The organism is Kitasatospora sp. NPDC058063, from assembly GCF_042885395.1.
Taxonomy (GTDB): domain Bacteria; phylum Actinomycetota; class Actinomycetes; order Streptomycetales; family Streptomycetaceae; genus Kitasatospora; species Kitasatospora lactacystinica.
The window spans coordinates 167,368-193,071 of sequence record NZ_JBHVSD010000019.1 but is presented as its reverse complement, the minus strand read 5'-3'; the positions used below and the strand labels follow the sequence as shown (position 1 = coordinate 193,071).

The 25,704-nt window shown below is 70.7% G+C and carries 23 protein-coding genes; 17 read left to right on the top strand and 6 right to left on the bottom strand.

Going from position 1 to position 25,704, the window contains the following annotated elements; all coding sequences use genetic code 11:
• Nucleotides 1–53 precede the first annotated feature (53 nt).
• The 4 genes from ACFVUY_RS29410 (at nt 54) to ACFVUY_RS29395 (ending at nt 4,735) form a co-directional block, all read left to right on the top strand.
• Nucleotides 54–869, top strand: a complete 816-nt coding sequence (locus tag ACFVUY_RS29410; RefSeq protein WP_387734958.1) for an SCO6880 family protein — start codon at nt 54–56, stop codon at nt 867–869.
• 116 nt (nt 870–985) lie between these two features.
• Nucleotides 986–2,395, top strand: a complete 1,410-nt coding sequence (locus tag ACFVUY_RS29405) for an ATP-binding protein (RefSeq protein ID WP_387734956.1) — start codon at nt 986–988, stop codon at nt 2,393–2,395.
• A complete protein-coding gene (locus tag ACFVUY_RS29400) occupies nt 2,392–4,128 on the top strand; it encodes a type IV secretory system conjugative DNA transfer family protein (RefSeq protein ID WP_387734953.1) in 1,737 nt (578 codons plus the stop codon). Before ACFVUY_RS29405 ends, ACFVUY_RS29400 begins: the two co-directional genes overlap by 4 nt.
• A complete protein-coding gene (locus tag ACFVUY_RS29395) occupies nt 4,121–4,735 on the top strand; it encodes a DUF4913 domain-containing protein (protein WP_387734951.1) in 615 nt (204 codons plus the stop codon). The genes ACFVUY_RS29400 and ACFVUY_RS29395 overlap by 8 nt, the downstream gene beginning before the upstream one ends.
• 10 nt (nt 4,736–4,745) lie before the next feature.
• Here ACFVUY_RS29395 and ACFVUY_RS29390 read toward each other — a convergent pair whose 3' ends face one another.
• From ACFVUY_RS29390 to ACFVUY_RS29375, 4 genes are all read right to left on the bottom strand, one after another.
• Nucleotides 4,746–6,401, bottom strand: a complete 1,656-nt coding sequence (locus tag ACFVUY_RS29390; RefSeq protein WP_387734948.1) for a hypothetical protein — start codon at nt 6,399–6,401, stop codon at nt 4,746–4,748.
• On the bottom strand, nt 6,398–6,784 hold the full coding sequence (locus ACFVUY_RS29385; protein WP_387734946.1) for a hypothetical protein: 387 nt from the start codon (nt 6,782–6,784) through the stop codon (nt 6,398–6,400). Before ACFVUY_RS29385 ends, ACFVUY_RS29390 begins: the two co-directional genes overlap by 4 nt.
• A 163-nt stretch (nt 6,785–6,947) precedes the next feature.
• On the bottom strand, nt 6,948–7,724 hold the full coding sequence (locus tag ACFVUY_RS29380; RefSeq protein ID WP_387734944.1) for a hypothetical protein: 777 nt from the start codon (nt 7,722–7,724) through the stop codon (nt 6,948–6,950).
• Between the two features lie 1,059 nt (nt 7,725–8,783).
• On the bottom strand, nt 8,784–9,608 hold the full coding sequence (locus tag ACFVUY_RS29375; RefSeq protein ID WP_387734942.1) for a hypothetical protein: 825 nt from the start codon (nt 9,606–9,608) through the stop codon (nt 8,784–8,786).
• A 44-nt stretch (nt 9,609–9,652) separates the two neighbouring features.
• On the opposite strand from ACFVUY_RS29375, the gene ACFVUY_RS29370 reads away from it, so the two are divergent.
• Nucleotides 9,653–10,081: an NUDIX domain-containing protein gene (locus tag ACFVUY_RS29370; RefSeq protein WP_387734940.1), complete on the top strand. Its 429-nt coding sequence runs from the start codon at nt 9,653–9,655 to the stop codon at nt 10,079–10,081.
• Here ACFVUY_RS29370 and ACFVUY_RS29365 read toward each other — a convergent pair.
• Nucleotides 10,076–11,677, bottom strand: a complete 1,602-nt coding sequence (locus ACFVUY_RS29365; RefSeq protein ID WP_387734938.1) for a hypothetical protein — start codon at nt 11,675–11,677, stop codon at nt 10,076–10,078. The genes ACFVUY_RS29370 and ACFVUY_RS29365 overlap by 6 nt on opposite strands.
• Nucleotides 11,678–12,242: 565 nt before the next feature.
• Here ACFVUY_RS29365 and ACFVUY_RS29360 point away from each other — a divergent pair.
• The 12 genes from ACFVUY_RS29360 (at nt 12,243) to ACFVUY_RS29305 (ending at nt 24,421) form a co-directional block, all read left to right on the top strand.
• Nucleotides 12,243–13,118 carry a helix-turn-helix domain-containing protein gene (locus ACFVUY_RS29360; protein ID WP_387734936.1) on the top strand — a complete coding sequence of 292 codons (876 nt, stop codon included), beginning with the start codon at nt 12,243–12,245 and terminating at the stop codon, nt 13,116–13,118.
• Nucleotides 13,115–13,345 (top strand): DUF397 domain-containing protein, encoded by a 231-nt coding sequence (locus ACFVUY_RS29355; protein WP_387734933.1) that lies wholly within the window; start codon nt 13,115–13,117, stop codon nt 13,343–13,345. Before ACFVUY_RS29360 ends, ACFVUY_RS29355 begins: the two co-directional genes overlap by 4 nt.
• On the top strand, nt 13,342–13,623 hold the full coding sequence (locus tag ACFVUY_RS29350; RefSeq protein WP_387734930.1) for a DUF397 domain-containing protein: 282 nt from the start codon (nt 13,342–13,344) through the stop codon (nt 13,621–13,623). The genes ACFVUY_RS29355 and ACFVUY_RS29350 overlap by 4 nt, the downstream gene beginning before the upstream one ends.
• 119 nt (nt 13,624–13,742) lie before the next feature.
• On the top strand, nt 13,743–15,038 hold the full coding sequence (locus ACFVUY_RS29345; RefSeq protein WP_387734928.1) for a helix-turn-helix domain-containing protein: 1,296 nt from the start codon (nt 13,743–13,745) through the stop codon (nt 15,036–15,038).
• Nucleotides 15,035–15,919 (top strand): phosphotransferase enzyme family protein, encoded by an 885-nt coding sequence (locus ACFVUY_RS29340; RefSeq protein ID WP_387734925.1) that lies wholly within the window; start codon nt 15,035–15,037, stop codon nt 15,917–15,919. Before ACFVUY_RS29345 ends, ACFVUY_RS29340 begins: the two co-directional genes overlap by 4 nt.
• A gap of 317 nt (nt 15,920–16,236) precedes the next feature.
• Nucleotides 16,237–16,623, top strand: coding sequence for a roadblock/LC7 domain-containing protein (locus ACFVUY_RS29335; protein WP_387734922.1), 387 nt, complete (start codon nt 16,237–16,239; stop codon nt 16,621–16,623).
• Between the two features lie 143 nt (nt 16,624–16,766).
• A complete protein-coding gene (locus ACFVUY_RS29330; RefSeq protein WP_387734920.1) occupies nt 16,767–18,074 on the top strand; it encodes a hypothetical protein in 1,308 nt (435 codons plus the stop codon).
• A 61-nt stretch (nt 18,075–18,135) separates the two neighbouring features.
• On the top strand, nt 18,136–18,621 hold the full coding sequence (locus tag ACFVUY_RS29325; RefSeq protein WP_387734917.1) for a LuxR C-terminal-related transcriptional regulator: 486 nt from the start codon (nt 18,136–18,138) through the stop codon (nt 18,619–18,621).
• The gene (locus tag ACFVUY_RS29320; protein ID WP_387734914.1) at nt 18,621–20,120 is read left to right on the top strand and encodes a LuxR C-terminal-related transcriptional regulator; all 1,500 of its coding nucleotides are present in this window, start codon (nt 18,621–18,623) and stop codon (nt 20,118–20,120) included. Before ACFVUY_RS29325 ends, ACFVUY_RS29320 begins: the two co-directional genes overlap by 1 nt.
• A 67-nt stretch (nt 20,121–20,187) precedes the next feature.
• Nucleotides 20,188–22,050: a glycoside hydrolase family 15 protein gene (locus ACFVUY_RS29315; RefSeq protein WP_387734912.1), complete on the top strand. Its 1,863-nt coding sequence runs from the start codon at nt 20,188–20,190 to the stop codon at nt 22,048–22,050.
• Between the two features lie 10 nt (nt 22,051–22,060).
• Nucleotides 22,061–24,133, top strand: coding sequence for a tetratricopeptide repeat protein (locus tag ACFVUY_RS29310; RefSeq protein ID WP_387734910.1), 2,073 nt, complete (start codon nt 22,061–22,063; stop codon nt 24,131–24,133).
• A 102-nt stretch (nt 24,134–24,235) separates the two neighbouring features.
• The gene (locus tag ACFVUY_RS29305) at nt 24,236–24,421 is read left to right on the top strand and encodes a hypothetical protein (RefSeq protein WP_387734908.1); all 186 of its coding nucleotides are present in this window, start codon (nt 24,236–24,238) and stop codon (nt 24,419–24,421) included.
• A 131-nt stretch (nt 24,422–24,552) separates the two neighbouring features.
• Here ACFVUY_RS29305 and ACFVUY_RS29300 read toward each other — a convergent pair whose 3' ends face one another.
• Nucleotides 24,553–25,701: a helix-turn-helix domain-containing protein gene (locus ACFVUY_RS29300; protein ID WP_387734906.1), complete on the bottom strand. Its 1,149-nt coding sequence runs from the start codon at nt 25,699–25,701 to the stop codon at nt 24,553–24,555.
• Between the last annotated feature and the right edge of the window lie 3 nt (nt 25,702–25,704).

Here is a 25,704-nt window from a genome sequence, read left to right as displayed (position 1 = left end):
GACACACATGGCGGTGATCGTCGCGGATGCCTCGCCCGTGACGATCACCGCCAGTGCATCACGCCACGAAGTTGATCAATTACCCAACACTTTCTCAGGCCACCGCCCAGGTCGCCTCCTGGATGAGTGTGACCGTCGACCCGTGCGCCACCACGAATCCCCCGTCCGACCTCCCCGAGCAGGTCGGCGAGACCCTGCGGGTGGCGGACACCCTCGACCTGAGCGGGACCGGAACCGACATGGTGCGCAGGGCCACCCCGACCGATCTGCGCCGCATCGTCCGTTCCGCCTATGACCCCGGCGTTGCTCCTGCTCGGGACGAGCAGTTCGACGAGCTGCAGTGGGGCGAGTGCGGCCCGGTCGCCGCCGACGACTGGGTCGAGTCCTACGCCCACGACGGCGCGGTGTCGGCCAGCTGGGTCCTGGAGGAGATGCCGCGTCGACCGATCCCGTACAGCGTGTTGCTACCGCTGTTGGCTCCAGGTCGGTTCCAGCGAAGGATCACCCTGGGCTACCGCGTCCTGGAGCCACACGAAGGCGAGGCGCTGCTGGAGCGGGAGATCTCCGCCGCCGAGCACCGCGCTCAGGCCACTGCGGAGGTCAAGGGCCGCGCCCGGTGGTCTCAGAAGGCTGACTACCAACGCGCGGAACAGGCTGCTCGACAGGTTGCCGGCGGCGCCCAGGTCGTCAACTGGACGCTCTCGGTCACCACCACCGCCCGGACGCCCGCCGACCTGCCGACGGCCCTTCAGGAGCTGAAGCTCGCGGTCGCGGGGACCCGGGGAATCCGGATGCGACCGGCCTTCGGCGCCCAGGCAGCCGTCTTCGCCGCCGGGCTGCCCATCGGCTACAACCCCCTTGTGAAGTAGGGAGGCTCGTGAAGTCGGGAAAGGCAAAACTACTGTCTCCTCGTTGGGCCCCGAGCGCTGCACCCAGGACGGGGCCACGGCGCGCGCGAACCGGCAATGGAGTCCACGCCCCGCGGTTGGGCTGGGGAGGCCCTTTCGGCGGCCGTGCGGCCAACGAGGACACCGGCACCGTCTACACCGGCCCGACCAGCCAGATCGCGCTGATCGGCCCGTTCCTCCTCGGTGCGGGCCTGCCCGCCCGCGGGGTGCCGGTCGGCCGCGATGTGCTCACCGGGGAGCTGGTGTGCATCGATCCGTCCGGGTGGACCGGAAAGCTCACCACCAATCCGGGAGTGTGGGTCATGGCGCAGCCCGGTGTCGGCAAGTCGGCCCTGATCAAGAGGATCTGCCTCGTCTACGTCGCCTTCGGCCACTTGATGTGTGTCCCGGCCGACGTCAAGGGCGAGTACTCCATGATGGTCCGCGAGCTCGGCGGCAGCGTGCTGCGGATCGGCACCGGAACCGAGCGGATCAATCCCCTGGACTCCGGCCCGTTGAAGCACCGTCTGCCCATCTTGCCGACCGTCGATCGCGCAGCCCTGTCGGACGTCCTTAACGGTCGGCGTCTGGAGACTCTCGGCGCCCTGCTTGCCACACGGGTCGGGCTCGGTCGCCAGCCTGACGAGATCGAGCGTTCCGCACTGACCACCGCTGTGCAGCTCGCCGCGGATGCCGTCCCAGGTGCCGATCCCGTGGTTCCCGATGTGATCGCCGTCCTCCGGCAGGCCCCTGAGGCGCTGCGGTCCAAGCTCGCCGCCGACGGCGACACCTACCTCGGCCTGACCCGTTCGATCGTTGCTGGCCTGGACAACCTGGTCGACGGCCCGCTCAAGGGGATGTTCGACGGCCAAACCACGACGCCGGTCGATCTGACCGCACCGGCCGTCTCCGTCGACATCAGCGCACTGCGGGCCCGTGGCAACGACGTCGTCTCCGCGGGGATGATCGCCAGTTGGGCCTACACCTACTCGTCCATCGACAGCGCCCGCAGCCTCGGCCTGCTGCACCGCAAGCTCGTACTGCCCATGGACGAGATGTGGCGGGCCCTTCGCGCGGGCCCAGGTCTCGTCGATGCCATGGACGGGATCAGTCGACTCAACCGGACCACGGACGATGTCAGCATCTACGCCACGCATTCGACCCTCGACTCCGAATCCCTACCCACCGAGGAGGACCGGGCCAAGGCGAGGGGGCTGATGGACCGATGTGACACCTGGGTGATCGGCGGCTCGACGGACGAGGAACTGAGCCGCGTCTCCGGCAAACGGGCCCTGACCGAGCAGGAACGGATGATGATCACATCCTGGGCGTCAGCGACGAGTACGGGCCTGGACACCTCCGACCAGATCCATCCCGGACGCGGCAAGTACCTGATCAAACTCGGCAGTCGCCCGGGCATCGCCGCAGCGATGACGCTCACCACGACCGAGCACCGGCTCTACCACACCGACGCCTCCGAGCAGGAGCCTGAGGGGGCACGCCGATGATGACCGAGAACGACCGGGCATGGCTCGCCGGGGGCGTCCTCGTCGGCGGCTCGGTGGTCCTGTCAGCCTCCACCTGGGCCGGGGCCGCTGCCTCCGCCGTCCTCGCCGGAGCCGACGTCCCGCCGCTCAGCCCGTACACCGTCTTCGAGATGGCGCGCGACTGGCACTCCGTCTGGCCGCACTCCCCCACCGCCAGCGGCATCAGCGCCCTGCTCCTCGACCTGGCCGTCGTCGCCGGACTCGGCTGGGGCCTGCGGTCGGGCCTGCGCTGGTTCCACAACGCCTCCCACCTCGCCACCCTCCACCAGGTACGCGACCTCGCCCCCGAGCGGGCCGCCCGCACCGCCACCCGGCTCCGGGCCTCCCTGCACAATGTCAAACCCCGCGCCGTGGCCCCGCGCGACCGTGGCGTGCTACTCGGGGACCACCTACCCACCGGCGTGGAACTGCGCGGGTCCGACGAGGACACCTACCTCGCCCTGATGGCGCCCCGGGCCGGCAAGTCCTCCGCAATCGCGATCCCGGTCGCCGAGGAGGCACCCGCTGCTCTGCTGCTGACCAGCAACAAGCCGGACGTCTACGCCGCCACCCTGGCCTCCCGCCGGACGGCGGGCAATGTCTGGGTGTTCGACACCCAGGGCGTCGCCCGGATCGAGCGTACGTGGTGGTGGGACATCGTCGCCGAGGCCGAGACGCTCGACCGCGCCGAGCGCCTGGCCTCGCACTTCGTCAACCAGGTCAAGTCGGACGCCGCCGACCCGTTCTGGGCCCAGGGAGCCAGCGACCTGCTGGTCGGCATGCTGCGCGCCGCCTGGTGGGACGGCGCGACCGTGCGGCACGTGCTCAGATGGCTGGCCGACCCCAAGGAGCGGGCTCCGCTGCGGATCCTGTACCAGCACGAGGAGGTCCTCGCCGAACAGGTCGACAGCTCCATCCACATCGCCGAGGAGACCCAGTCCGGCATCTACCAGAACGCCCGTACCGCCGTCAGCGCGCTGCGCGACGAGAACGTGCTCGCCTGGATGCTCCCCGACAGACACCGGCCCCGGTTCCGGCCGGAGGACTTCGCGCTCAGCCGGGACACCCTCTACCTGCTCAGCAGGAAGGGCGGCGCCGCCGCCGCCGTCGTCGCCGCCCTCGCCGACTCCGTGTTCACCGCGGCGTCCGAAGCCGGCGAGCGCCACGGCGGACGCCTGCCCGACCCGATGCGCGCGATCCTGGACGAGGCGGCCAACATCTGCCGGATCGAGGACCTCCCGGACCTCTACAGCCACCTCGGCTCACGGGGCATCACCCCGTACACGATCCTCCAGTCGTACCGGCAGGGCGTACGGACCTGGGGGGAGGTCGGCATGGACGCCCTGTGGGGAGCGGCCACGAAGAAGGTGATCGGTGTCGGCCTCGACGACCCGCGCTGCGTCAGCGACATCGCCACGCTGGTCGGCAACCACGACATCACCCGCGAGTCCCACTCCAGGAGCCGAGACGGTGGCTCAACGTCCTTCAGCGTGCACCGCGAACAGATCCTCGAAGCCGCCCAGGTCCGCGCCATGAAGCGCGGTACCGCCTTGCTGCTGTCCACCGGCATGCCCGTCGCCCAGATCACCCTGCGGCCCTGGTACGAGGAACAGGCCATGGCCCACCTCGGCCCGGCGATGACGGCCGAGGAGGCCGCCATCACCAAGCGCGCCGCTGTCGCCTGGGAGCAGCGGAAGGCGGCACGCCGTGGCTGACGAAACCGTGAACCGGGCACTGACTGAGGACGTGGAGGACCTCAAGGCGATGCTCCGGGCGGTTCAGGCCGAACTGCGGGACCTGCGGGAGGCCGGTGCAGTCCGCTCCGGCGCAGCCGTCTCGAACGCAGCTGGGTCGGCCGGCAACGAGGGCGAGACGTCCGACGGCGTCGGAGCAGACGACGCCGAGGCGGAGCAGGACGACGACACCGAGTGGCAGTACCCGCCGTTCCTCTTCGTCCTCGATGAGGCGCAGCAGGACGCCGAACTGCGCCTGCTCGCGGAGTGGGTCGAAGGCGTCCTCGTTCCCGGATGCCTCGCCGAGGTGTCCGCCGACGCCCGGTGGTGCCACCGGTGGATCGAGCACTGGGATGCCGTCGGCGTACTGCACGCGATGTGGCTGGCATGGCAGGAGCTCACCGATCCCGCCACCTGCGGCTACACCGGGCCCAGCGTCTGGTACCGGGACCACTACCGCCCCCACGTCGCCGCCCTGCGCGGCCCGGGCGGCCCGTTCGGCGGCTGCACCAAGGGCGAGCACCGGACCGGGCACCGGCTGCCCGGCCGGGTGCCCAGCACCTGGTACGCCGCCGAGGACGAGGCCTGACCGACCGACGCTACCGGGTCTTCCTACGTGGATGGAGCGCCCCGACCTCCCGGGACAGCTCCGAGGCTCGGTGCGCGGGCAGCCGCGCCGGTTCCGGCGGGCGAGCCACCGTCGTACTGCGGGCACGGGCGGCAGCGGCCTGCACGCGCCGGGTGTCGCTGGAGGGGTCGCCGGTGAAGCCGAGCGTGTTCCGGCGGTCGGCCTCGAGCACGGCCCGGGCGAGCGGGTGGCCGGCCGCCTCGGCCGCGCGGGCGACGGCGATCTGCGCTGCCGCAGATGCTTGACGGGCGCTGTTGTAGGCGCTCGTCACGCGGCTGATCTGCTCCGCCGACGCCGGGTACCACCTGATCCAGCCGTCCTTGAAACGGGCGGAGGGCGTGCTGCCGCGCGGATTGTGGATGGGGTCGGAACTGAGAAGTGCTCCGCGCCGGATCAGGGCGGCTGCGATGCGGGGGACGTGCTCGGCGAAGACCTGTCCGGCTGCGGGAACGGCGTGGACGGCGGCGAGCAGGTGCGGCGCGTCGCCGGGCGCCTTGACGATCTCATGCGCGGCCCTGGGGGCTCGCTGCCCACCGTCGCGTCGGGTCCAGCCGGAGGAGAAGAGGGTGCGACCGAGCCGGACCACAGCGAACTCGGCTTCGCGCACAAGACGGGGGTTCGAGGAAGCGGGCACGCTGCTGAGGCCTGGATTCCAGCTGTTCGCGGCCTGATGCCAGAGCTGGGCCGCTGCGCGCAGAGCCCCGCCAGCCACCCCCCAAGCGCCCTGGGCGACAGGACCGGAGGTGAAGCGATCGCGGGTGTGCTCGATCAGCCGGGCGGTGAGCATGTGAGCCACTGCGGTGTGGTTGGCGACAGCTGACAGCTCGGCGACGGTGGCGTCGGGCAGGCGCTGGGCCGCCTGCTGCGCCACGTGGGCGGCGAGCCAATCCAGACCTGCGCTGACCGCCTGTAGCGCCTCCTGCTTCGGCTCGCCCGGCTTGACCGGGAGTGGCACCGCCGTGGCCGCCGCCGGGAGGTGGGTCAGGCCGGGAGCAGGCATGGACGGGCGCGGTGAGTGGAGCTGGCGGTGGATGCCGATCGCAGCCTGCTCGATCAGCACCGCGCGCTCCCCGAGACGGTGGGCCACCTCGTGTCTGCGGACCACCCGGCGATCGGATGGGCACAGCCGGCCGATCCGTACGGCCACGCGCCCGGCGGTGCTGGCGAGGTCGGCCGTCTCGGCGATCATGTGGCGCGCGACTCCGGCGCTGTCCAGATACGCGGCGTAGGGGCTGCGAGGCTCTCCGTCCGGCCCGTGGTGGGTGGCCAGCAGGTCCCCTGCGAGGCGCAGGAAGCGCACGGCCTCGGCCAGGTGCGAGGCCGCCGGGTCGGGCTCGGGCCAGGCGTAGAAGGCCTCGTCGCGCAGGAACCGCCCGAGGATCTCGACGTTGCTGTGCAGCCGGGACACGTCGCCCTCGGCGATTCCGAGCGGGTCGGGGGCGAGCGGTCCGAACCGGCCGGACGAACGGTGGAGTAGCTGGAGGACGTCCGCCAACGCCTCGCTGCGGGCCGCGTGTTGACCCGGTGTGCTCGGACCTTCCGCGTCGGCGAGAGTGAGGGCCGCCAGGGCGTACCCCATCCTGGAGGCCGCCAGAGCGACGAAATCACCCCAGGTGACGTCCGTCATCCGGCCGCTCCCTGCTCGACGGGCAGAGCGTTTCGCAGCGCGATAGCGGCATCCCGGATATGGAGGGCAGCCATGTGACGGTCCCGAATCTGCCGGAGGTCGTGCGAGCGCTGACCGAGTTCGTCGAGTGCGTCGGCGAGGTCATTCAAGTGGTCGACCAGGGTGAGGTCGGCCCTGCTGTCGGCGTCCTCGGGAACAGCTTCGGGCAGCGGGAGGTACATGGTCGCCTCGGTGGCGTAGCCGGCGGCGGCGAGCGCGGCCAGCTGGTCGTAGCGCTCGTCCCGGTCGGCCAGCTCCGCGAGCGCGTATGCGGCAGTGATGGTCCTCTCCATGGCGCTGGCGGCAACCTGTTCGAGGCCCTGCAGGTCGGGGCTCAGATTCATGGTTCGATCCTCCGGTCGGGGACTGTGGAGCTGTGGGGCGACAGGCAAGCACAGTTCACGGCGATTCGGTGTGATACACCGGCTTCCTGTGGATAACCGCGGGCACGCCAGCAAAGCGATCCCCCGAACGCATGAACCTGCTCAGCGCACACCCAACGTCGTCTCACCTCTGGCGAGACTTGCGCCCCGGCTGAGCGGACGCTCCGCCGCGCCGCAGGTGCGAGGGCTGCTCGCTCACGGCGGAGGCCGGCCGTTTCGCAAGCTGGTGGGCGGACCTGGCCCTGGCCGCGCCGACCGAGACACCGCCGGGCCGCGCGGACACCGGGCCCGGCCGCTGCAGCGCCTCGCCCATCCGCTGCAGCTCGGGAACATCGACGGTGACGGACGGCGGCGCTGCCTCGGGGGCGGGAGCACCATCCTCACGACGCGCGGTCATGTTGTAGGCGCCCGCCGCGTCGCCGAGTGCGAGGAGCGTCTCCGCACTCGGCAGCGCGGCCTGACCGCGGCGCAGCCGGTCAGAGGCGAGTTGAGCGAGCCTGGCGATCGTCTCGCACGTGTGGATCGACACGTTGCGCAGGAACTCCGAGACACGGTGGTCGGCGAGCAGCCGTCCGACGAACTCACCTGCCCTTATCGCGAGAGTCCGCCACAGACGGCCGACTGCCTCCCTGACGGCCCGGAGTTGCTGCCATTCCCCCAGGTTGCGAAGGGCCGGGTCACATCGGTCGGCATCACGCAGAGCCGCGTTCACTGCCTCTGCGCCCTGCCGGGCAGAAGGGTGAGCCGCCCGCTCGGTGACCAGCCTCGCAGGCACTCCTGGCATCGCGGCGACCTGCCGCCATCGGACCTGCAGCGCCTCGACATCGGCTTCCAGAGCCAGTCGCAGATCGTCGACCGTGCCGTGCCCCTCGGGCACGATCTCCTTCCAGGCTTCCAGCACTTCTCGAAGCTGCGCCCTGAGGTCGGGCAGCCCGGCCCCTCCGGTCACCGGCCGAGCGCCTACCGGCTCGGCCGTTCCCTGTTCGGCCCACAGGGGCAACTGTTCCGTCTGCGCTACATCCCGAACGTCCACTGCCGAGGCCGCGTGCGCCCGGGAGTCCGGTGGCACGCCCGCCGGCCGGTCGTCCGTTCCGGCGTCTGCCGTCCATTTCCCTATGAGTCCCGCCGCGACTGCGTTCTCCTCCGCGAGTCGCTCCCAGATTCTCTGATCATGCATTGGAGGAACACCAAGAATGAAGTCCTCCTGCTCCGCTGGCTGTAGCGATCGCATCCTTCACCTCACACAGCAAGCCGCATATACGACTATCGACACTGACAAGGAGTGAAGCGTCCCAGGTAAGCGCCGCTCCTCATGCGGTACGGGTGCCCCTGGTGTAGCAGATCTCTGCCGGTGATTACCGATCAACACGACCACCGTGTCCGAACTCATCGGCCGATTCGCTGCTCATTCGAGCGCAACGTCAAATCGGCACCAAGCAGTTCACACCATAGGCTCGACAAGTTGCAGAGCCTTGCCAGTGAAGGGGCACGCGGTACCCCTGGGCGGCATGGAACGGACGGACTTCGATGACGGTGAGCGGCCCGGCCGTGTTCGAAGACCGCCGTGCTTGCCACCGTCGAAGCTGGGCATGTTGATCCCTTCTTGATCGATCGAGCCGGGAATCCGTTCCGGCCCGTCGTGTGTCCTGCTGGCCCGTCTCGGCTGGCCCTTTGCCCAGGGGGCCGGGACGGGGGTCTGTAAGGCCGCCCCGGGCCGATCCCCGACTGATCGGGGACCAGGGCGGCCAGTAACCCGTCAGCGGCCGGAAACCCATTCCGAGGCTGCTGGCGGGAGTGTGTGACTAGTGACTTCGGCTGGTCAGGGTGAGGCCGGTTCCGGCTATGAAGCCGTTGAGGGTTCGGGTCACCCGCAAGGCGGCCGAGAGCATCAGCGAGCTGACCGCGAGCCCCATCGCGGCCGCCATCTGACTCCGGGGGCGAACAGAGCTGGACCGCCACCTCATGCAACGTCGGCTGATGCGGGCGGCTCGGGAGCGCCGAGGTCCACCATCAGCTCGCTGGTGACAACCTGGACGACGTGGTTGCGCGCGTAACCGGCGACGGCGAGAGACAGCTTCGGTTCCACGCGACCGGCATGACGGACAACGGCAGCGAAGTGGTGCAGAAGGCCGGGGGTCGTACGCCCCCGGCCTTGGAGGAGGCGCAGGTTGTCCGGCCCGTGCTCGTCCAGCAGCCGGGCTGCCTGCACCCGTCCGGGCTTCTCCGCCAGACCGGCCATGGATCGTACCGGCCCACTCCCGGTGCACACGACGACGCCGTGGTGAGCGGCCCCTGCCGCGTCGAACGGCGCGGTGAGCACGGCCGGGTGCTCGGGGTCGGTCTCGTCCAGCAGGGTGGCGAGCGCGGAGTGGGCGGGGTCGACGTTGTCCGCGAAGGCGAACGCCAGTGTGCCCGTGCGCAGGTGGACGGAGCCGTTGAGCACCGACGTGATGTCGGCGTACCGCCCGTACTGCGCCACGAAGTCGACGTCCAGGCCGGCGGCCGGCCGCGGCCCGACCAGCTGCCTCCCGGCCGCCTGCTCGTAGCGCCGGTGGGCGTCGGGCGACAGCGCTTGACAGGGCCAGCCGTAGAAGCCCTCGTAGTACGGGTGGTGGACGACGACCGCACGCTCGGCGCCGCCGACCACCGCCTCTTCGAGGACGTGGAGCAGGCCGGGCTGTCCCCCGACCGGGCGAAACTCCTTGGGCAGCATGCGCGACCAGCCGGCCACGCGGGTGCCGAGCCCACCGGCGGCGATGACCACGGGGATGGGGTAATTCCTCAACGGACTGTTCTCCTAGTGGCGTTGGGAAGCGGTACGGTGCGCAGATGCATACACGTGTGACGGGCATCGCCGTGCGGGACGGCCAGATGCTGCTGCTGAATCAGGACACCGAGGGGCCGCGGACGTGGTCCCTGCCTGGCGGGAAGGTCGAGGATGGCGAGACCTTGACCCAGGCCCTGCGCCGGGAGATGCGCGAGGAGACCGGACTCGACGTCGAGGTCGGCCGCCTGCTGTACGTCTGCGACGTCACGGCGGCCGGGGTCGTACACATCTCCTTCGAGGTCGCGGTGACCGGCGGCCGGATCGGCGATGTCTCCAGCGGGGCGGACACCCGACCGATCCGGGGCGTGGAGTGGGTGAAGCTCGACGACCTTCCCGGCCACGGTTTCTCCGAGCGGTTCGTGGAACTCGCCAGGGGCAACTGGCCGGGCGCCGGCACGTACGTGGGGCCGAAGTCGAATATCGGGCTATGACCTCGTACCGGCTGTCCGGGTGAGCGCGTTCACCAGCCGGCGGTCCAGCTCACCCGGCGTCCGGTCCGGCTCTTCGAGGGCACCGATCCACCTGACGATCCTCTCCGCGATCTCCCAGGCGCCGAGCGCGTCGGCGGAGTGGGCCTCCGGGCCGCGCACCAGTCGTACGCCCACGCCGCGCGAGGATCCGAGCAGGAAGCGCGACCTGGGTTCCTCGACCGTCCTGCTGTCGCCCGGGGTGTTCCAGGCGGAACCGAACAGGTACCGGCGCACCGGTGCGTCGTGGCCGGCGTCAGGGCCGTCGGCGCACCAGATCTGAACGTTTCCTGTCAGGTGATGGATCTGCCCGGCCCCCTTGCCGGGCTCCACCACCGGGGTGGTGTCACCGAACGCGTAGCCGGTGTTGTGCGCGGGGCCGGCGACGGCAACCCCGGCGAGGGCCTCCTCGCGAGTGGGCAGTCGCGCACCGTGCCAGGCCGCCAGCGCGGCGGCACCGAGCCACGTGACCCAGTACGCGGGGTGGCGTTCGTATCCGGGGCTGGGCCTCCACCTGCGCTGGTGCAGATGGAGGCGGCCTCCGCGCTCGTACGGCATCGGGTTGATCAGCAGGTGCGTACCGTGTTGGGTGTTCTCCAGGCCGGCCTCCAGCAGGGCGTTCAGCAGATCGGCCATCTCCACGTTCGAGATCAGCAGGGTGCGCCATGCCACCGTGCTCGACCCGCTCGGCCGGTAGCTCACGCTCACCGGCCGGGGAGCCGTCTGCGTCGGCACCACCGGACGCCGGGGCCGCTCGCGGGGTTCCCGCAGCTCGTACTCGTCGTCGCCGGCCAGCCAGTGGCTCGCGGTGTTCACGGTGGCGGCATCCACGATCCCGGTGGCACGGGCCAGGGTGGTGGCGACGTGATGACGGACCAGTACGGCGCTGCTCGCCGGGAGTTCGGCGACCAGCTCGCTCTTCGACCGACTGGTGTCGAAGTCCCCGCCACCAGAGCGCGTCGATGTTCGGGGCCCGGCGGACAGCGGAATGTTCAGGAATCCAGCGAGGCCGGAACGGACCTCCGCCGGGGCGTTGACGTGCCGCTCGTACGAAAGGTGGGCCAGCGGACGGCCGCATCCGGCAAGGTCCGCCCGCAACGCCTCGGCGAGCAGCAGGGCGTTGACGGCGATCATCCGGGCGAGCGCCACCGACGGCTGCGGGTCGTCCAGCGGCAGCAAGGGCGCCCAGTTCCGCCACCGCGGGGTCCGGGCGGTGCGTGCCAGACCGAGGTAGCGCTCCGCGTAGGCCCAGCGCTGCCACAGGCCACCGCGCTCGAACGAGGAAGCGATGCCGATCGGTGCGCGGGTGAGGACCAGGACCGGGGAGTGTGGCAGCAGCCTGGTGACCGACCGCGACGCGAAGAACAGGTTCGTCTCCTTGATCGCGTGCCGGCTCGGGCCGTACAGGTCGTGGAGCGCACAGGCCAGGTGGTGCCGATTGAGGGCGGCCAGCTCGCCGCCGTGCTCCGGATGGAGGGCCGACAGCGGGTGCTCGACACCGAGCTGCTGCCGGAAGGGCTCGTTGTGCTGCTGCATCGAGGCGCGCAGCTGATCGCTCACCCAGTTCGACCCAACGCGCTCGAACGCGCCAAGGACCAGCAACGGCGAAACGCCCACACTGCCCGCAGTGCCGACGATCTGCTCTACCGTCACGTCAGCCGCCTGGTCTCCGGACGGTTCCGTCCGCACATTCTGGCTCACCCGTTTCCCCTTCCCATGAGGCATCCCGGCGCCGCCGCCGCTGCCGTGGACTGCGCCCGGCCCCTGCGGAACGGACCATTCGGTGTGCGCCGGCCGAGTATCGGGGTTGCGGAGCGCACCAGGACCGAAGCGGGTCCTATCCACTACCTGGTCGTCGTGGCGAGCGAAGGCGGTGAAGGACCCTGAAGCTGACCTCGGCAAGACGTCACGAGGTTGCTGGGGCACAAGCAGATGAAAAGTGACAATACGCATTCATGAGAGTGCGGGACGTCACCGCCGCAAGGTTCCCGCCTTCCGCGCCCACCGTCAAGCACGTGACTGGCAAATTGCCAATTCTGTTGCCGTACACATGCCGCGCACCGTCCGGCCCGGCTAAGCTGACGGAACGACAGAGTCCACGAACCACGGCTTCGCGGAGGGATCGATGGCGCCCGCCGTCCCGCAGCAACCACTCGCTGCACGCAGCAAGTTCGGCGCCGACCTTCGACACCGGCGAGAAGCCGCCGGCTGGACAGCCGAAGAGGTCGGCGCTCGGATCGGATGCAGCACCTCCAAGATCACGAGAGTCGAGACCGGCAAGCGCAGCGCCACCCCGGCCGACTTCGAGGCCCTCATGGACCTCTTCAATGTCTCCGAGCCGGATCGGGACCATCTGGAGGCACTCTTCCGTCGAGGACGGGCCCGCACGACCATGTGGTGGGACGCCTACGCGGATGTCCTCAGCAGCAGGTACGCGGAGTTCATCTCGTATGAGCACGAGGCCGTCGCCGTGGCCGAGTACCAGATCGCGTATATACCGGCTCTCCTGCAGACCGAGGCCTATGCCCGCGCGGTCACCGAGGTCGGCTTCGCGGCGCTCGGCCCGGACCAGGTCGACAGCCTGGTCGAGGTCAAGACGATGAGGCAGCGCCGCCTGCGCGACGAGGCCCCGCTTCGCCTGACGGCCGTCATCACCCAGGCCGCGCTGGAGTTCGAGGTGGGAGGGCCGTCCGTCCAGGCAGCCCAGCTCCGCCATCTCCAGGACCTCTTCGGCCTGGAGTCCGTGGACCTTCGGGTCGTCCCCTTCGACAGGGGGGCCGAAGGCACGTTGACCGGCGCGTTCACCGTCTTCCGAGGCGAAGGCCAGGACTCGCCGGACACCGCCTTCGCCGAGGCCGTCACGGGCACGATCGTGGTGGATGACGCGCTCGGACTGCGGCGTCTTGCCCGCCTCCATTCCTACCTCCTGCGCGCCGCGCTCGGCCCTCAGGAGTCGCTGGCCCTGATCGAGCAGACTGAGAGAAGACTGACCGCATCATGATCGACACCAACCGCCTCTACTCCGTCTCGCTCGACAACGTGCTGTGGCACAAGAGCAGTTACACCGCGAACAACGGCAACTGCGTCGAGCTGGCGGCCGTCCCGGGGCTGCCGGCCGTCGCCATCCGCGACTCGAAGAACCCGGGACTCCCGGCGCATCGGTCCGGCGCCGGCCAGGTGCGCTCGTTCATCCACGCGCTCGCGGCTGACACCATGGTCGAAGCGTGACGACGTACGAGCCGGAGGCCAAGGCCGACCTCTACACGCTCGACCTCGGCGCAGCCCGATGGATGGCTGCTCCGGACAGCGATCCCGCGGACCGACTGGAGGTGGCATACCTTCCGCAAGGTGCCACCGCGCTTCGGCACTCCGCCACGGAGAAGGTGCTCTTGTTCACCGCAGCGGAGTGGATCGCCTTCGTCCGGGGATGCCAGGACGGCGAGTTCGACTCGGACATCGACGCGGCCGAGCGCCAGGCGATCTGCGCCCAGGCCGTCCGGCCTTGACGAAGGCGCCGGGTCCGCCCCGGCCCATGCATGGAACCGCTGGTTCCCAGTACAGGTGAGGCAATCTTCCCGGCGCGGAGACAACGAGGTCGTTCCCAACGCCGGTCGAGGGGGGCGAGATGGCGGCACGGCCCAACACACTGCACCCGGAGCGTTCGCCCGAGGAGTGGCTGGGCAACGAGATCCGGCAGTGGCGCGTCCTGAGGGGCTATGGGCAGGACGAGCTCGGCGCCTTGGTGCACCTCAGTGGTGATCTGATCGGCAAGATGGAGCGCGGTGAGCGCAGGTGCCTGCCGCATCATGCCGAGGCGCTCGACATCGCGCTGGACACCGGCGGAGCGCTCGCCCGCGGCCTCGTGCTGGTGAACATGCGAGTGGACCTTCGTAGCGGGGACGGCTCCTCCGTCGAGACCACGCAGGCGGTCCTTCCCTCGGCCGCATCCATGGACGGCATGAGCCAGATCACGGCCCCGGTCTTCCGCCTCGGCCCGGAACCAAGCTCGTCGGTGCGTTCGGGGGACATCGCCCACGTCGAGTCCGCCGCAGCCGTCTTGCGCAGCTGGGACAATCTGCACGGCGGAGGCGGCCTCGTTCGGGAAACGGCCGTCGCGCAGCTTCGGTGGGCCAGAGGCCTGACCGAGGCGGAGTGCAGCAGCCCGCTACGGCCGAAGTTGCTCACTGCGGCGAGCCGCCTCGCTTCCGCCGCCGGAGCCGTTCTGCTCGACACAGGTGAGTTCGCCGAGGCCGGCCGGCACCTTCGGTGGGCGACGGAGCTTGCGGAGGAGGCGAGCGACTGGTCCGCCCGTGCTGTCTCCTTCAACCTGCGCTCCCGGCTCGCCACGTGGTGCGAGCAGTACGAGGACGGCGTGACCCTGGCCGAGTTGGGCCTCGTCCGGTCCGACCGGCTCACCCCCGCCGAGCGGGCCATGCTGAACAACGCAGCGGCACGAGGACACGCCCGATTGGGCAACCGCCAGGCGGCCCTCACGGCCATCGGACGGTCCGATGAGGCGTACGCCCAGGTCCGCGCAGCCCAGGAGTCCCCCTGGATGAGCTACTACGACGACGCGCAGCACCATGGCGACACCGGCCATGCCGTCTACGACCTCGCACTCGCCGGCCACGCGGTCGACGACGCACTCGACCGGCTCAGGAAGGCCGTCGACGGGCACTCCCAACCGTTCGCCCGGTCCAGGACCTTCAGCCGGACCAAGCTGACCGGCCTGCTGCTGGTCGTCGGAGACCCCGACGCCGTGCTCCCGGAAGCCGAGCGCGCCGTGGCCGAGGTCGCCCAGCTCCGTTCGCACCGGGCCATGCGGGAACTCCAGGAGCTGGCGAACATCGCACGTCGGTACGAACGGCACAACAGGCTCCAGGGCCTTCACCTCCAGATCGCCGATACGGTAGGTGGGTGACTACTGCCAGCGGTTCCCACGCCGTCCTGCTCAGGGCATGTGTCGAAGCCGGTCTGTCCGCCGACGGTGCCGAGCTCATCAGGCTGGGCGAGAACGCGCTGTGGCGACTGCCCGAAGGTGTGGTGGCCCGGGTCGCCCGCACCGGCCAGTGGCCCGCCGCGGTGCAGGAGATCGCGATAGCGCGCTGGCTCCACGAGAGCGGACTGCCCGTCGTCCGTCCGCTGGACGCGTTCTCCGCCCCCGTCCTCGTCGGCGACCGGCCCGTCACCTTCTGGCACGAGCTGCCGCCCCATCGACCAGGCACCGGCGCCGACATGGCTCCGCTTCTTCGCAGGTTGCACGATCTACCCGTCCCCGAGCACATCGACCTCGGCATCCTCGATCCGCTCGTCCGACTCGCCGAGCGGATCGACGAGGCAGTCACCCTCGATGACCACCAGCGCAGCTGGCTGCGAGGGTACCTCGCGGACCTCCAGGTTGCCTGGGACGAGCTTCCACTCGGACAGCCACTGTGCGTGGTCCACGGAGACGCCTGGGGCGGCAACACCGCCGTCACCCCGAGCACCACCTACCTGCTCGACTTCGAACGCTCTTCGCGGGGCCGGCGCGAGTACGACCTCGCGACGATGGCCGCAGGCTTCACGAGCTTCGGCAGCGTCACCGCCCAGCAGTACGAGGCGATCTGCACCGCCTACGGCGCCGATGTGACGGAGTGGCCGAGCTACCAGGTCCTGCGCAACATCCGCGAGCTGCGCGTCACCTGCTTCGCACTCCAGCTCGCCGCGGCCGACCCTGCCCGGCATCGCGACCAGGCCCACTACCGCCTCGCCTGTATCCAAGGCCGGGAAGGCTCCCGTCCGTGGGGCTGGACGGTCATCTGAACTCATCGGACCCCACTGGGCGTCCGTCCGTAAGCAGTTCCTGAGTTCCCTTCATCGGCACAAGCGAGGCTGTCCCTCACCGGTTCGCAGGGCTGCGCATGCCTTCGACGCTGCCGACCTCCGTCGATGGGGACAATTCGGCAGTCCCCACGATGGGGACAATCGGGCTGTCCCCATCAACCCCCTCCCGCTCGCACCCTCTCCTTGGCCACTCTGAAGGTGTCGGAGACGCCGCCACGGCACTCCCGTCGGGTCCCAGCCGGTCCACGCGCTTCGACCCCACCTCCCCCACGTTCGTTTTGGCCAAGGAGGCTCACGTGTTGCGCCATCCGCAGTTCCTGAAGGACCTGGTCACCGGCAACGCCGGCGTCCTCGCCGCCATCCACGTCAGCTCCGAGGGGCTGGTCCTGGGCACCTCGCCCGGGGTCGACAGGGACGAGGCCGACCACTGGGCCGCCGTGATGGCGGCGCTGCAGGCCGTGAGCAGCCGCGGCGCCGAGATCATCGGGCGCTGCGCGGCCGAGGCCGGCCCGTGGGGCCACAGCGTGGTCGAGGTCCGGTCCGGCTCCACGCTGATCCTGGTCGGCGCCGGCGGCAACTCGATGCTCGCCGTGGTGTGCGGGAAGACCGCCAAGCTGGGTGACATCGGCGCCAGACTCATCGAAGTCGCGGACAGCCCCCTCTCGATGGCGGTGGCGGCGTGAACTCCACCTCGGACAGCCCCCGGCGACCGTCTCCGCTGCCCGACCTCCTTGGCAGCATTCACGTTCCCGACCCGCTCAGTCCTGGCATGGCCGGGTTGATCTCCTACCTCACCCGACGCCACGCTCAGGCCACGATCTCGCCCATGGCGGCGGGTCTCCGGCCCGGTGTGGTGCAGCAGCTGGAACGCTCCGGCGCCACCCGTCGGACGGCCTGCCCGGGAACGGCCTCGCTGATCTGGGGTGGGGACAACACCGTGGTCCAGGAGGTCCTGGACCACGCCGTCGGCCGAGGGCTTCCGATACTGGGCTACGCGCGGGCCGTCGAGCTGGTGGCCGCCACGGCGCCGACCACGGTCGCCGTCGCCGGCAGCCACTCCACCACCATGGCCGCCGCCGCGCTCACCCGCGCGCTCGTCCGCGGCGACCCCGGGTGGATCCTCGCTGAGGCGCCCAAGGGCGACTCCGCCGGCCACGACGGCGGCGGAGATCTCCTGATCGTGGACCTCTGCCCGGACAGCTCCAGCCACGACGCCTCGCCGCCCGGATGGCGCTTCCGCTCACTGGGCGAAGGACTCAACCCGACCGTGACACTGGTCACTGCCGCGGAAGCCGCACCGCCGTGCTGGTGGAACCAGCAGGAGGCGCTGGAGCACATGGAAGCCCTCGCGCGGCGGAGCGACACGGTGGTGGTGTGGGCCGCCCAGCCCGGCTGCCAGGAACTCGCGGACCGGCTGCGCCGACGCCGCCCGGGCCCCAGGGTGGTGACCGTCGGCCGCGGCGCCGACATGGACGTGCAGGTCCTCGGGAAGTTCTGGACCGGAGAGCACCACCGGGTCACCGTCCAGGCCGGCGGCGAGCAGCACACCTTCACCGTGCCGGTCGCCGGGACGAACTCCGCCGTGGCCGTGGCGACGGCCTGGGCCGCGGGCTGGGCGCTCGGTGTCCCCGACCGCGAACTCCTCGACGGGCTCAGCGCGTTCACCGGAGTCGAAGGGTCGCTGACCCGGCTCGGTTCCGCCGGCGGCATCGATGTCGTGGAATCCAGGGCTGTGCACCCGAGGGAGATCGAAGCGGACCTCCAGGGCGCCCGGATGCTCACCGAGGGCGCGGTCGTGGCTGTGTACGAGCCCTCCGGACACCTGCGGTCGAACGCCCTCGCCAGTCTGACCGCCAATGCCCTGACCGCCGCGGACCGGACTGTGCTATTGCCCGTCCACTCGACGTTCCCCCGTCACCACAACCGCGCCGATGGCGGCGAGAGCATCCTCACCGCCGGTTCCACCGGCACGGTGATCCGCTACGAGCCCGGCCCGCACGCACCGGGCCCCGAGTCCTTGGTCGCCTCCTTCGTCCAGGAGGGCGACCTGGTCCTGACCATCGGCCCCGACACCGCCCGGAAGATCGGCCCCTCGCTGCTCGCCGCCCTCGACCGGCCGCGGTCCGCCCGGTAGCCCCCTCCCCACTCCTCTCCCCCGCTCTTGGAGATCCGCCATGCCCACCTCCCCTCCCGCCATGCCGCACCTGTCCGACGCCGACGTCCTCCTCCTGCAGCAGGTGGCCCGCGGTGCCCTGTACGAGGTGATCAGCCGTGCCATCGGAATCGACGAGGCCAAGGTCGGCGCAGCCGTCCGCGATCTGCTGGCAAAGGTCGGTGCGAAGTCTCGCTTCCACGCCACTGCCCTGGGCGCCGGATGGGGACTGGTGAGGGACGTGCACGTGATGAACCCCACCGAGAAGTCGTTGACGACGCGGCACGCCGAGGTCCTCGCCGGCCTGGTGGGCGGCGAGGACGCTGCCACCATCGCGGAGCGTCTCGGGCTGACCGTGAACACGGTGAAGACCTACATCCAGAGGATCCTCAGGACGCTCGGGGTCCGGTCGAGGGAGCAGGCGAGCGCGGCGGCCGTACTCGGCGACCTGGTGTCGTTGCGTTCCCTCGGCGCCGGCTGGCCGGATGTGAAGCTCAGCGAGCTCCGGCAACCGGCGGAGACTCGCTGATGCAGACGGAAGCGCCGCCCGCGACGCTGACCGTGCAGCAGGTCGCGGTGCTGGAAACAGCCGGCCTCGGGATGACGAACGCAGCGATCGGCGCGGCCATGAACCTGGGAGTCGACACGGTCAAGAGTCACCTGCGCCAGGTGAACGACCGGCTGGAGACGGCGAACCGGGTTCACGCCTTCGTGCGGGCGTGGCAATTCGGTCTGCTCACCCGTTCGGCCCCAGCGGGCGTACTGCCGGCGCTGACGGACGAGCAGACGTTGATCCTCCGGGTCTGGGCAGCGGGCGGGAACCGCCTCGACGTCGCCCGCGCGCTGGAGATCCGGGACAGCGCCGCGGAGCTCTACGAGGACGCCGTACTGAACGCGCTCGGCACCCGCAAGCGCATCGTCGCCGTCCGCCGTGCGCTTGAGCACCAGCTGATCGATCCGGCCTGGGACACCCTGGCCGAGCTCACCACCCCCATGGCGGCCGATTCGGGCCAGGGCCGCACCTGGCAGCACCGAACGAAGGGAGAGAGCACTGGACCCGTAGGCAACACCCCGGCAGAACGCGAACTCCGTCCCGATCCGATGGACCGCGCCGTCGCGATGCTGCGGTCCGCGCGCGGCCTGGCGGTGCACCTCGGCGCGCTGGCGGGCATGCCGGAAGTACCGTCGCTGCGCGAGGTCCTGGCCGGAGCCACGCCGTGCGGGCCGGTACCGACCGTCGTACGGCTGGTGCACCAGGCGCTGGCCCTCACGGTTCCGTGCGCGCTGGTGGCCCCGGCGGCAGTGGTCGATCCGGGCCCGGCCCTTGAGGCGATAGGCCTGGGATCGGCCTGGTCGTGCGCCGTACGCCAGGGCGCGTACGACGGCGCCGCCGCCTACCTGGTCGCCGCGCACCGGCTCGGGGCACCGGCCGATGAGCTCCTGGTGGTGTGCACCGCCGACCAGGCACCCGTGGCGGGGGATGCCGGATTCCGCCGGGTCCTGACCACCACGAGCTTCATGCCGAGGACGGAACCTCGACGTACTCCCGTACCCGAGCTGAACACGCTGGAGCGTCGAATCGCCGAACTCACCGCCGAGGGTCTGACCATCGCCGAGATCGGCGGCCGCGTCCATGCCGGGGAGTACCTGGTCAGACATCGCCTGGCCGACCTGCGCCGCCGTGCCAGCGCCGTGGACGATGCACACCTGACCGTCCGCCTGATCACGGCCAAGCTGATCGGCATCGAGCGACTGCGAGCAGATCTGCCCAACCGCGTGCCCGAGCTGGATCAGGCGGGACGAGCCGTGATCACGCTGATCTGCACCGGGACGATGAGCGAGGCTGGAGCGCACGGCGCCGGACTCAGTCTGCGCGAGGCCCGCACCATCGAGGCGAGGGTCGTTCGTGCGCTCTCGTGGCGCGGCAGCCGCTCCCATGCCGCCGCTGTCGCCCTCCTCAGCGGCATCGTCACGCTGCCTCCAACGAACTCCGCCCCCTTCATGGAGCCGATGTACTCGGTGCCATGAGCGGATCGCCACGCTGACCCACTGCCGCCCCTGACCACCCGCCGTTCCACCGACACCAGGATTTCGCATGCCCACTCCCCTCCCGATCGAGGGCTACGCCCCCATCGGCAACGGCCGCTCCGCGGCCCTCGTGGACCTCCACGGCGTGATCCCGTGGCTGTGCCTGCCGGAGTTCGACTCGCCGGCGGTGTTCGCCGGCCTTCTGGGCGACCGGCGCCACGGCTACTGGTCGCTCGCCCCCACCTCCGCTCAGCCGATCCCCGTCAACCGCCGATCCCACCGCACCGGCAGCCTCGTCCTGGACCAGCTCTGGGAGCTGCCCGAAGGAACCTTGCAGGTCACGGAGTTCATGCCGGCCACCGCCGCCGCGCGGCCCGCCCAAGTGATCCGGATCGCGACATGTCTGCGCGGCCGGGTGAGCGTCACCTCCCGCATTGCGCTCGCCCCCGACTACGGCCGCACCCACGCCGCTCTTCGCACGGTCATCGGCCCCGACCGCGTCCGGCGGCTCGCCGCCGAGCACCAGGGCGCGACCATCTGGCTGGACGGCCCCACGCACCGGTCCCGACGACGTGGAGCCGCCGCGGCCGACACCGTCCTCACCGCCGGTCAGCAGGCCGCGTACGCCCTGACCTGGCAGGAACCCGGCACCCCGGTCCCGCCCGTACCCGACTCCGGCCTCGCGCTCGCCGCCACCCTGCGCGAGTGGGACGGCTGGGGTGCCGCTGTCACCTACGCCGGGCCCTACCGCGAAGCCGTCCTCAGCTCTGTCGCCGTCCTCGGTTCCCTCGTCCACCGGCCGACCGGGGCGATCATCGCCGCGCCTACCACCTCCTTGCCGGAGGACCTCGGCGGCGAACGCAACTGGGACTACCGCTACGTGTGGCTGCGCGACTCCGCGCTGACCATCCGGGAGCTGCTGCGCGTCGGCGGCTTCCTGGAACCGGCGCGCGCCTGGCGGGCGTGGTTGGTCGACACGATCGGCGACCCGGCCACCGCGCGGATCATGTACCGGCTCGACGGCAGCAGCGACCTCACCGAAACCGTCCTGGACCACCTGCCCGGTTATCAAGGCTCCCGGCCGGTACGGATCGGCAACGGCGCCGCCGGCCAGCTTCAGCTCGATGTCTTCGGGTACGTCGCGGATGCCCTGCTGGCCGCCGAGGACGCCGGTCTCGAACCCGATCCCGCCAGTGACGCGCTGCTGCTCGGCCTGGCCGAGGTCGTCGTCGCCACCGCGCACAAGCCGGACCGGGGAATCTGGGAGATCCGCGGACCCGAACGCCACTTCACCTACTCCAAGGTGATGGCATGGGTCGCGATCGACCGGACCGCCCGGCTGCTGGAGCGCCGCCCGGACCACGACCGGGCCGCCCTGGCCCGTCTGCGCGCGGTCGCCGCCCTCTTCCACACCACCATCCTTGCCCAGGGCTACGACGAGGAGCGCAACACCTTCACCCAGTCCTACGGCAGCCGGGAACTGGACGCCTCCCTCCTGCTCCTGCCACAGACCGGCTTCCTGCCGCCCGACGACAAGCGGGTAATCGGAACCGTCGAGGCGGTCCAGCGTGAACTCGCCACCTTCGACGGCCTCGTGCTGCGCTACCGCACGCAGCAGTGCGCTGACGCCAACGTGGACGGTCTCGCCGGTGAGGAGGGCGCGTTCTTCGCGTGCTCGTTCTGGCTGGTGTCCGCACTGGCCCTGATCGGCCGCGCCGGCGAGGCGGGCGCACGCATGACTGCGCTGCTCGCCCTGCGCAACGACGTCGGCATCCTCGCTGAGGAGTACGACCCCGTCACCAGCCGCCAACTCGGCAACACTCCGCAGGGACTGAGCCACCTGGCGGTGCTGAACGCCGCAGTCGCCCTCGACGCACTGTCCTGCTCCGTCCTTCCGAGTCCGCGAGGCGGAGCCGTTGTCTCGTTCTGACGACCGGTCCTTGCCAGCCGTCTCCAACCGAATCGGCGGCGCCCAGGTCCACCACGCCGTGCAGGCGGGTCGGATCGGCGACATCCACTTCCATCCCGCCGCGCCGCCACGGCCTGTTCCCCGGCAACTCGCTGCGGTCACCCGGGTGTTCGTCGACCGCGAGCACGACGTGGCCACCCTGGACGGGCTACTCACCGAGCGGGCCGAGGGCACCGCTCCGGTGATCGTGATCACCGGAGCGGGCGGGATCGGCAAGAGCGCCCTCGCCTCTCGCTGGGGCCACCGCCATGCCGAGCGGTATCCGGACGGCCAGCTCCTCGTCCATCTGCGCGCAGGCGTCGACAGCCCGTCCCCTGCTGCAGAGACCGCCCGGTCCCTGCTGCGCGGCCTCGGCGAAGGCAGCACGGGACAACTTCCCTGGCAGGATCTCGACTTGCAGGCGCTCTGGCGCTCCATCGCGGCCACGAGACGGCTGCTCGTGATGCTGGAGGGCGCCACCAGCGCCGACCAGGTCCTGCCGTTGGTCCCCGCCACCGCCGACTGCCTGGTCGTCGTCACCAGCCGCTCGCCGATGCCGGCACTCGCCGCCGCCGGAGCGCACCATCACCACCTGGCCCCGCTCACGTCCGCCCACGCCGTCCAGCTGCTCGGCCGCATCCTCGGCGAGCACCGGGTGCGCGCGGAACCGGCCGCCGCCGAGGCCCTCGCCCGTGTATGCGAGGGCAACCCGCTGGCCCTGAGTCTGACCGCCGGCGAGGCCGTCCTCGCCCCCGCACGCCCGCTCGCCTGCCACCCTGCCGTCACCGCGGCCCCCGAACTGGAGAGCATCCCGATGACCGTTGCCTACACGTCACTGCCGGAACCCGAAGCACACCTGCTCCGGCTCGCCGCGCTTGTTCCAGCGCCCGACCTCGACCACCTCACCGTGGCCGCCGTCACCGCTACGCCTTGCGCCCATGCCTGGCAGCTGATGCACGAACTCTCGGCCCGGCACCTGCTGGAACACCTCGGCTGCCGGCCCGTACGCGGCGACGTCTACCGCATTCGCCCCGAGGTCCGGGAGCTGATCCGCAACCCGGCCGACACCCAACGACTCGTGGTTCAGCGCTACCTCGACTACCTGATCGCCACCGCCCACGGCACCGTCCAGCTCCTCACCCCACATCACCGTGTCCTGCCGCGCCAGCACCGCCACCACCCCGCCTCGCCTTTCCCCATCGCCGACGACCGCTCCGCGATGGACTGGCTGGAGGCCATCGCCCCCGCGGTCCTGCCGGCCCTCGCCTCTGCCCGCGAGCTCGGCGAGCACCAGGCGGCCGTGGTCCTGGTCCACGACCTGTGGCCGTTGTTCCACCGCCTGCGGCGAACCGACCTGAGCGTCGCCTGTCACGCGTTGGGCCTGGACTCCGCGCGGATCTGGGGCCACCGTATGGCTCTCCGCGAGATGACCACCACCCTGGCCATTTCCCACAAGCGCACCGGAGATCACGAGGACGCCCTTCGGCTCTACGAGGAGGGCCGCGCCCTCGCGACCGAGGACCAGGATCCCAGCGGCATCGCCCAGTGCACGGCGGGCATCGGCGCCACCCTGTACGAGTCCGGGCAGTACGCCGCCGCCGAACCCGAGCTCACCCGCGCGATCGAGCTCTACGCCGACCTCGGCGACCGACGCGGCGCCGGCCTTGCCGAGATCCTCCTCGGCTCCGCCGCCGCCCGCCAGGACAACACCGAGCTCGCCCTCCCGCTGCTCCAGCAGGCTCTTGCCGACCTCGAATCGCTCACCCCGCCCGACCCACTGAACGTGGCCCGGGCGAAGGTCTTCCTGGGAGAGGCACAGTCCCTCGCCGGCCGGCACGACCTCGCGGCCCGCACCATCAACATCGCCGTGCAGGAGTTCGCGCACCTCGGCCACCGCCACTGGTCGGCCCACGCCACCGAGTACCTCGGGCAGGCTGCCGAACGCAGCGGACTGCCCGAGGTCGCCGCCAGCTGGTACTCCGCCAGCCAGGACCAGTACCGGAATCTGGGCAGCAGCCGCGACGTGCAACGCCTGCACAACCGGCTCCTCGCGCTGCCCGCCTGATGACCGCCGCTCACCACCTTCGCGGTCCGCCTCTCGGACGCGACCCGACCACCCCCTCGCCAGGCAACGCACCTGGACTCCACACACTTCCAGGGAACAGAAATGATCTTCCGCACCATGGCCGCCGCCGCGATCCTCACGTTCTGCGTGACGATCGTCTCCTCCGCGCCCGCTCAAACCGCTGAGCCGGGCATGCCGATCTGGACCGCCCCCGCCGCCGAGCGCCTCCCCATCTGGGCCGTGGCCGCCACTGGAAGCCTCCCGATCTGGTCCTCATCCGGTTGGTGAGCGATCTGGGGTGCTGCTCTGCACGCTGAGCAGCAGCCCACTACCTCGGCAGTTCAATCCAGGCTTCTGACCACCAACCCACAGGATGTGGGTCCGCCGTGTTCCTCGCTGTCCCGCTGTCGGATCGGGAATCATGCTGCTATCTCGGCTCGCAGCCGTTCCAGGGCACTGTCCGCCTGGTCCCGAACCTCGGGCAGTCGGTGGCCGGCCCGGGAAACGCGCTGGAGCTGGTGTGGCAGGCGGTGGAGGGTCGCCCCGTTGACCGCGGCGCTGAGCTGCTGCGCCGCGCCGGTCGGGTCGCCCTTCCTCAGCAGCACCTCGCCAGCGGTGATCGCCGCGATGATCCTCCACTGTGGGGTCGCTGCGAGTCCGGCAGACGATGCTCGGTCGAGTTGCAAGACCGCGTCGGCGACCCGGCCGATGCCCATGAGACCGCGAAGGCGGACCTCGTGGAGGGTGAACTCGGAGAACAGCGCAGTGGGTGCCACTTCGTTCAGGAGCCGGCGGCCGTCATCGATCGCGGCGTCGAAGACGGCGGCGTTCCCAGCCGCGCCGGCGGCGCGGGCGAGCAGGACGACGGCCTCGGCGCATTCGGTGGCGGTGCGAGCGGTGTCGCGGGCCTGCCCCAACCGGTCCAGCGCTCGCAGGTGCATGCCGGCCTTGCGCAGTTCATTGCCGTGGTGGCGCAGAGCATGGGCGTGCAGCGCCGGATCCCCCACCCGCCGGGCCACGCTGAGTCCCTTACCGGTCCAGCGGGCCGCGGTGGCAAGGCGCTCCTCCGGGAGCACGTGGCCGAGCGCGACGCCGAGGCCGACCCGTGCCCGGGCGAGCAGGTGCAGGGTATCGAGGTCCGCATGGCCGTCCGCGGTACGGGCCTCCAGCCGGGCGACCAACGGCCACAGCTCGGCGACCGCGGTGGTGGCCTGGCCCGCCTGGCGGGCGATCTCGGCCAGGCGCAGCACGGAGTCGGCGAGCTGGATGACGAGTTGGTGGTCTGCGTCGGTGTCGTCGGTGATGCCGAGGCAGTGTGGCGGGAGGGCGAGGCGTTCGGCGATATGGCGCAGAGCGCCGATGTCGGTGATGGTGCGCGAGCCGGTTTCGATGCGGGAGACATAGCTGGTGGAGTAGCCGAGGAGGTCGGCGAGTTCCTGTTGCGGGAGGCCGTGGAGTTCGCGGTAGAGCTGGAGGATCTCGGGCAGGGCGCGGCGGCGCAGGATGTCCTGGGCTCTGGGTGTGGTCCAGTGCCAGCGGATTCCGCTGTGGGGGTCGATCCCGGGCATGGG

Coding starts and splice junctions, on each gene's coding strand:
- ACFVUY_RS29400 (WP_387734953.1), top strand. CDS start 2,392: ATGATGACCGAGAACGACCGGGCATGGCTCGCCGGGGGCGTCCTCGTC.
- ACFVUY_RS29390 (WP_387734948.1), bottom strand. CDS start 6,401: ATGACGGACGTCACCTGGGGTGATTTCGTCGCTCTGGCGGCCTCCAGG.
- ACFVUY_RS29385 (WP_387734946.1), bottom strand. CDS start 6,784: ATGAATCTGAGCCCCGACCTGCAGGGCCTCGAACAGGTTGCCGCCAGC.
- ACFVUY_RS29370 (WP_387734940.1), top strand. CDS start 9,653: ATGCATACACGTGTGACGGGCATCGCCGTGCGGGACGGCCAGATGCTG.
- ACFVUY_RS29360 (WP_387734936.1), top strand. CDS start 12,243: ATGGCGCCCGCCGTCCCGCAGCAACCACTCGCTGCACGCAGCAAGTTC.
- ACFVUY_RS29355 (WP_387734933.1), top strand. CDS start 13,115: ATGATCGACACCAACCGCCTCTACTCCGTCTCGCTCGACAACGTGCTG.
- ACFVUY_RS29345 (WP_387734928.1), top strand. CDS start 13,743: ATGGCGGCACGGCCCAACACACTGCACCCGGAGCGTTCGCCCGAGGAG.
- ACFVUY_RS29330 (WP_387734920.1), top strand. CDS start 16,767: ATGGCGGCGGGTCTCCGGCCCGGTGTGGTGCAGCAGCTGGAACGCTCC.
- ACFVUY_RS29325 (WP_387734917.1), top strand. CDS start 18,136: ATGCCGCACCTGTCCGACGCCGACGTCCTCCTCCTGCAGCAGGTGGCC.
- ACFVUY_RS29320 (WP_387734914.1), top strand. CDS start 18,621: ATGCAGACGGAAGCGCCGCCCGCGACGCTGACCGTGCAGCAGGTCGCG.
- ACFVUY_RS29315 (WP_387734912.1), top strand. CDS start 20,188: ATGCCCACTCCCCTCCCGATCGAGGGCTACGCCCCCATCGGCAACGGC.
- ACFVUY_RS29305 (WP_387734908.1), top strand. CDS start 24,236: ATGATCTTCCGCACCATGGCCGCCGCCGCGATCCTCACGTTCTGCGTG.
- ACFVUY_RS29300 (WP_387734906.1), bottom strand. CDS start 25,701: ATGCCCGGGATCGACCCCCACAGCGGAATCCGCTGGCACTGGACCACA.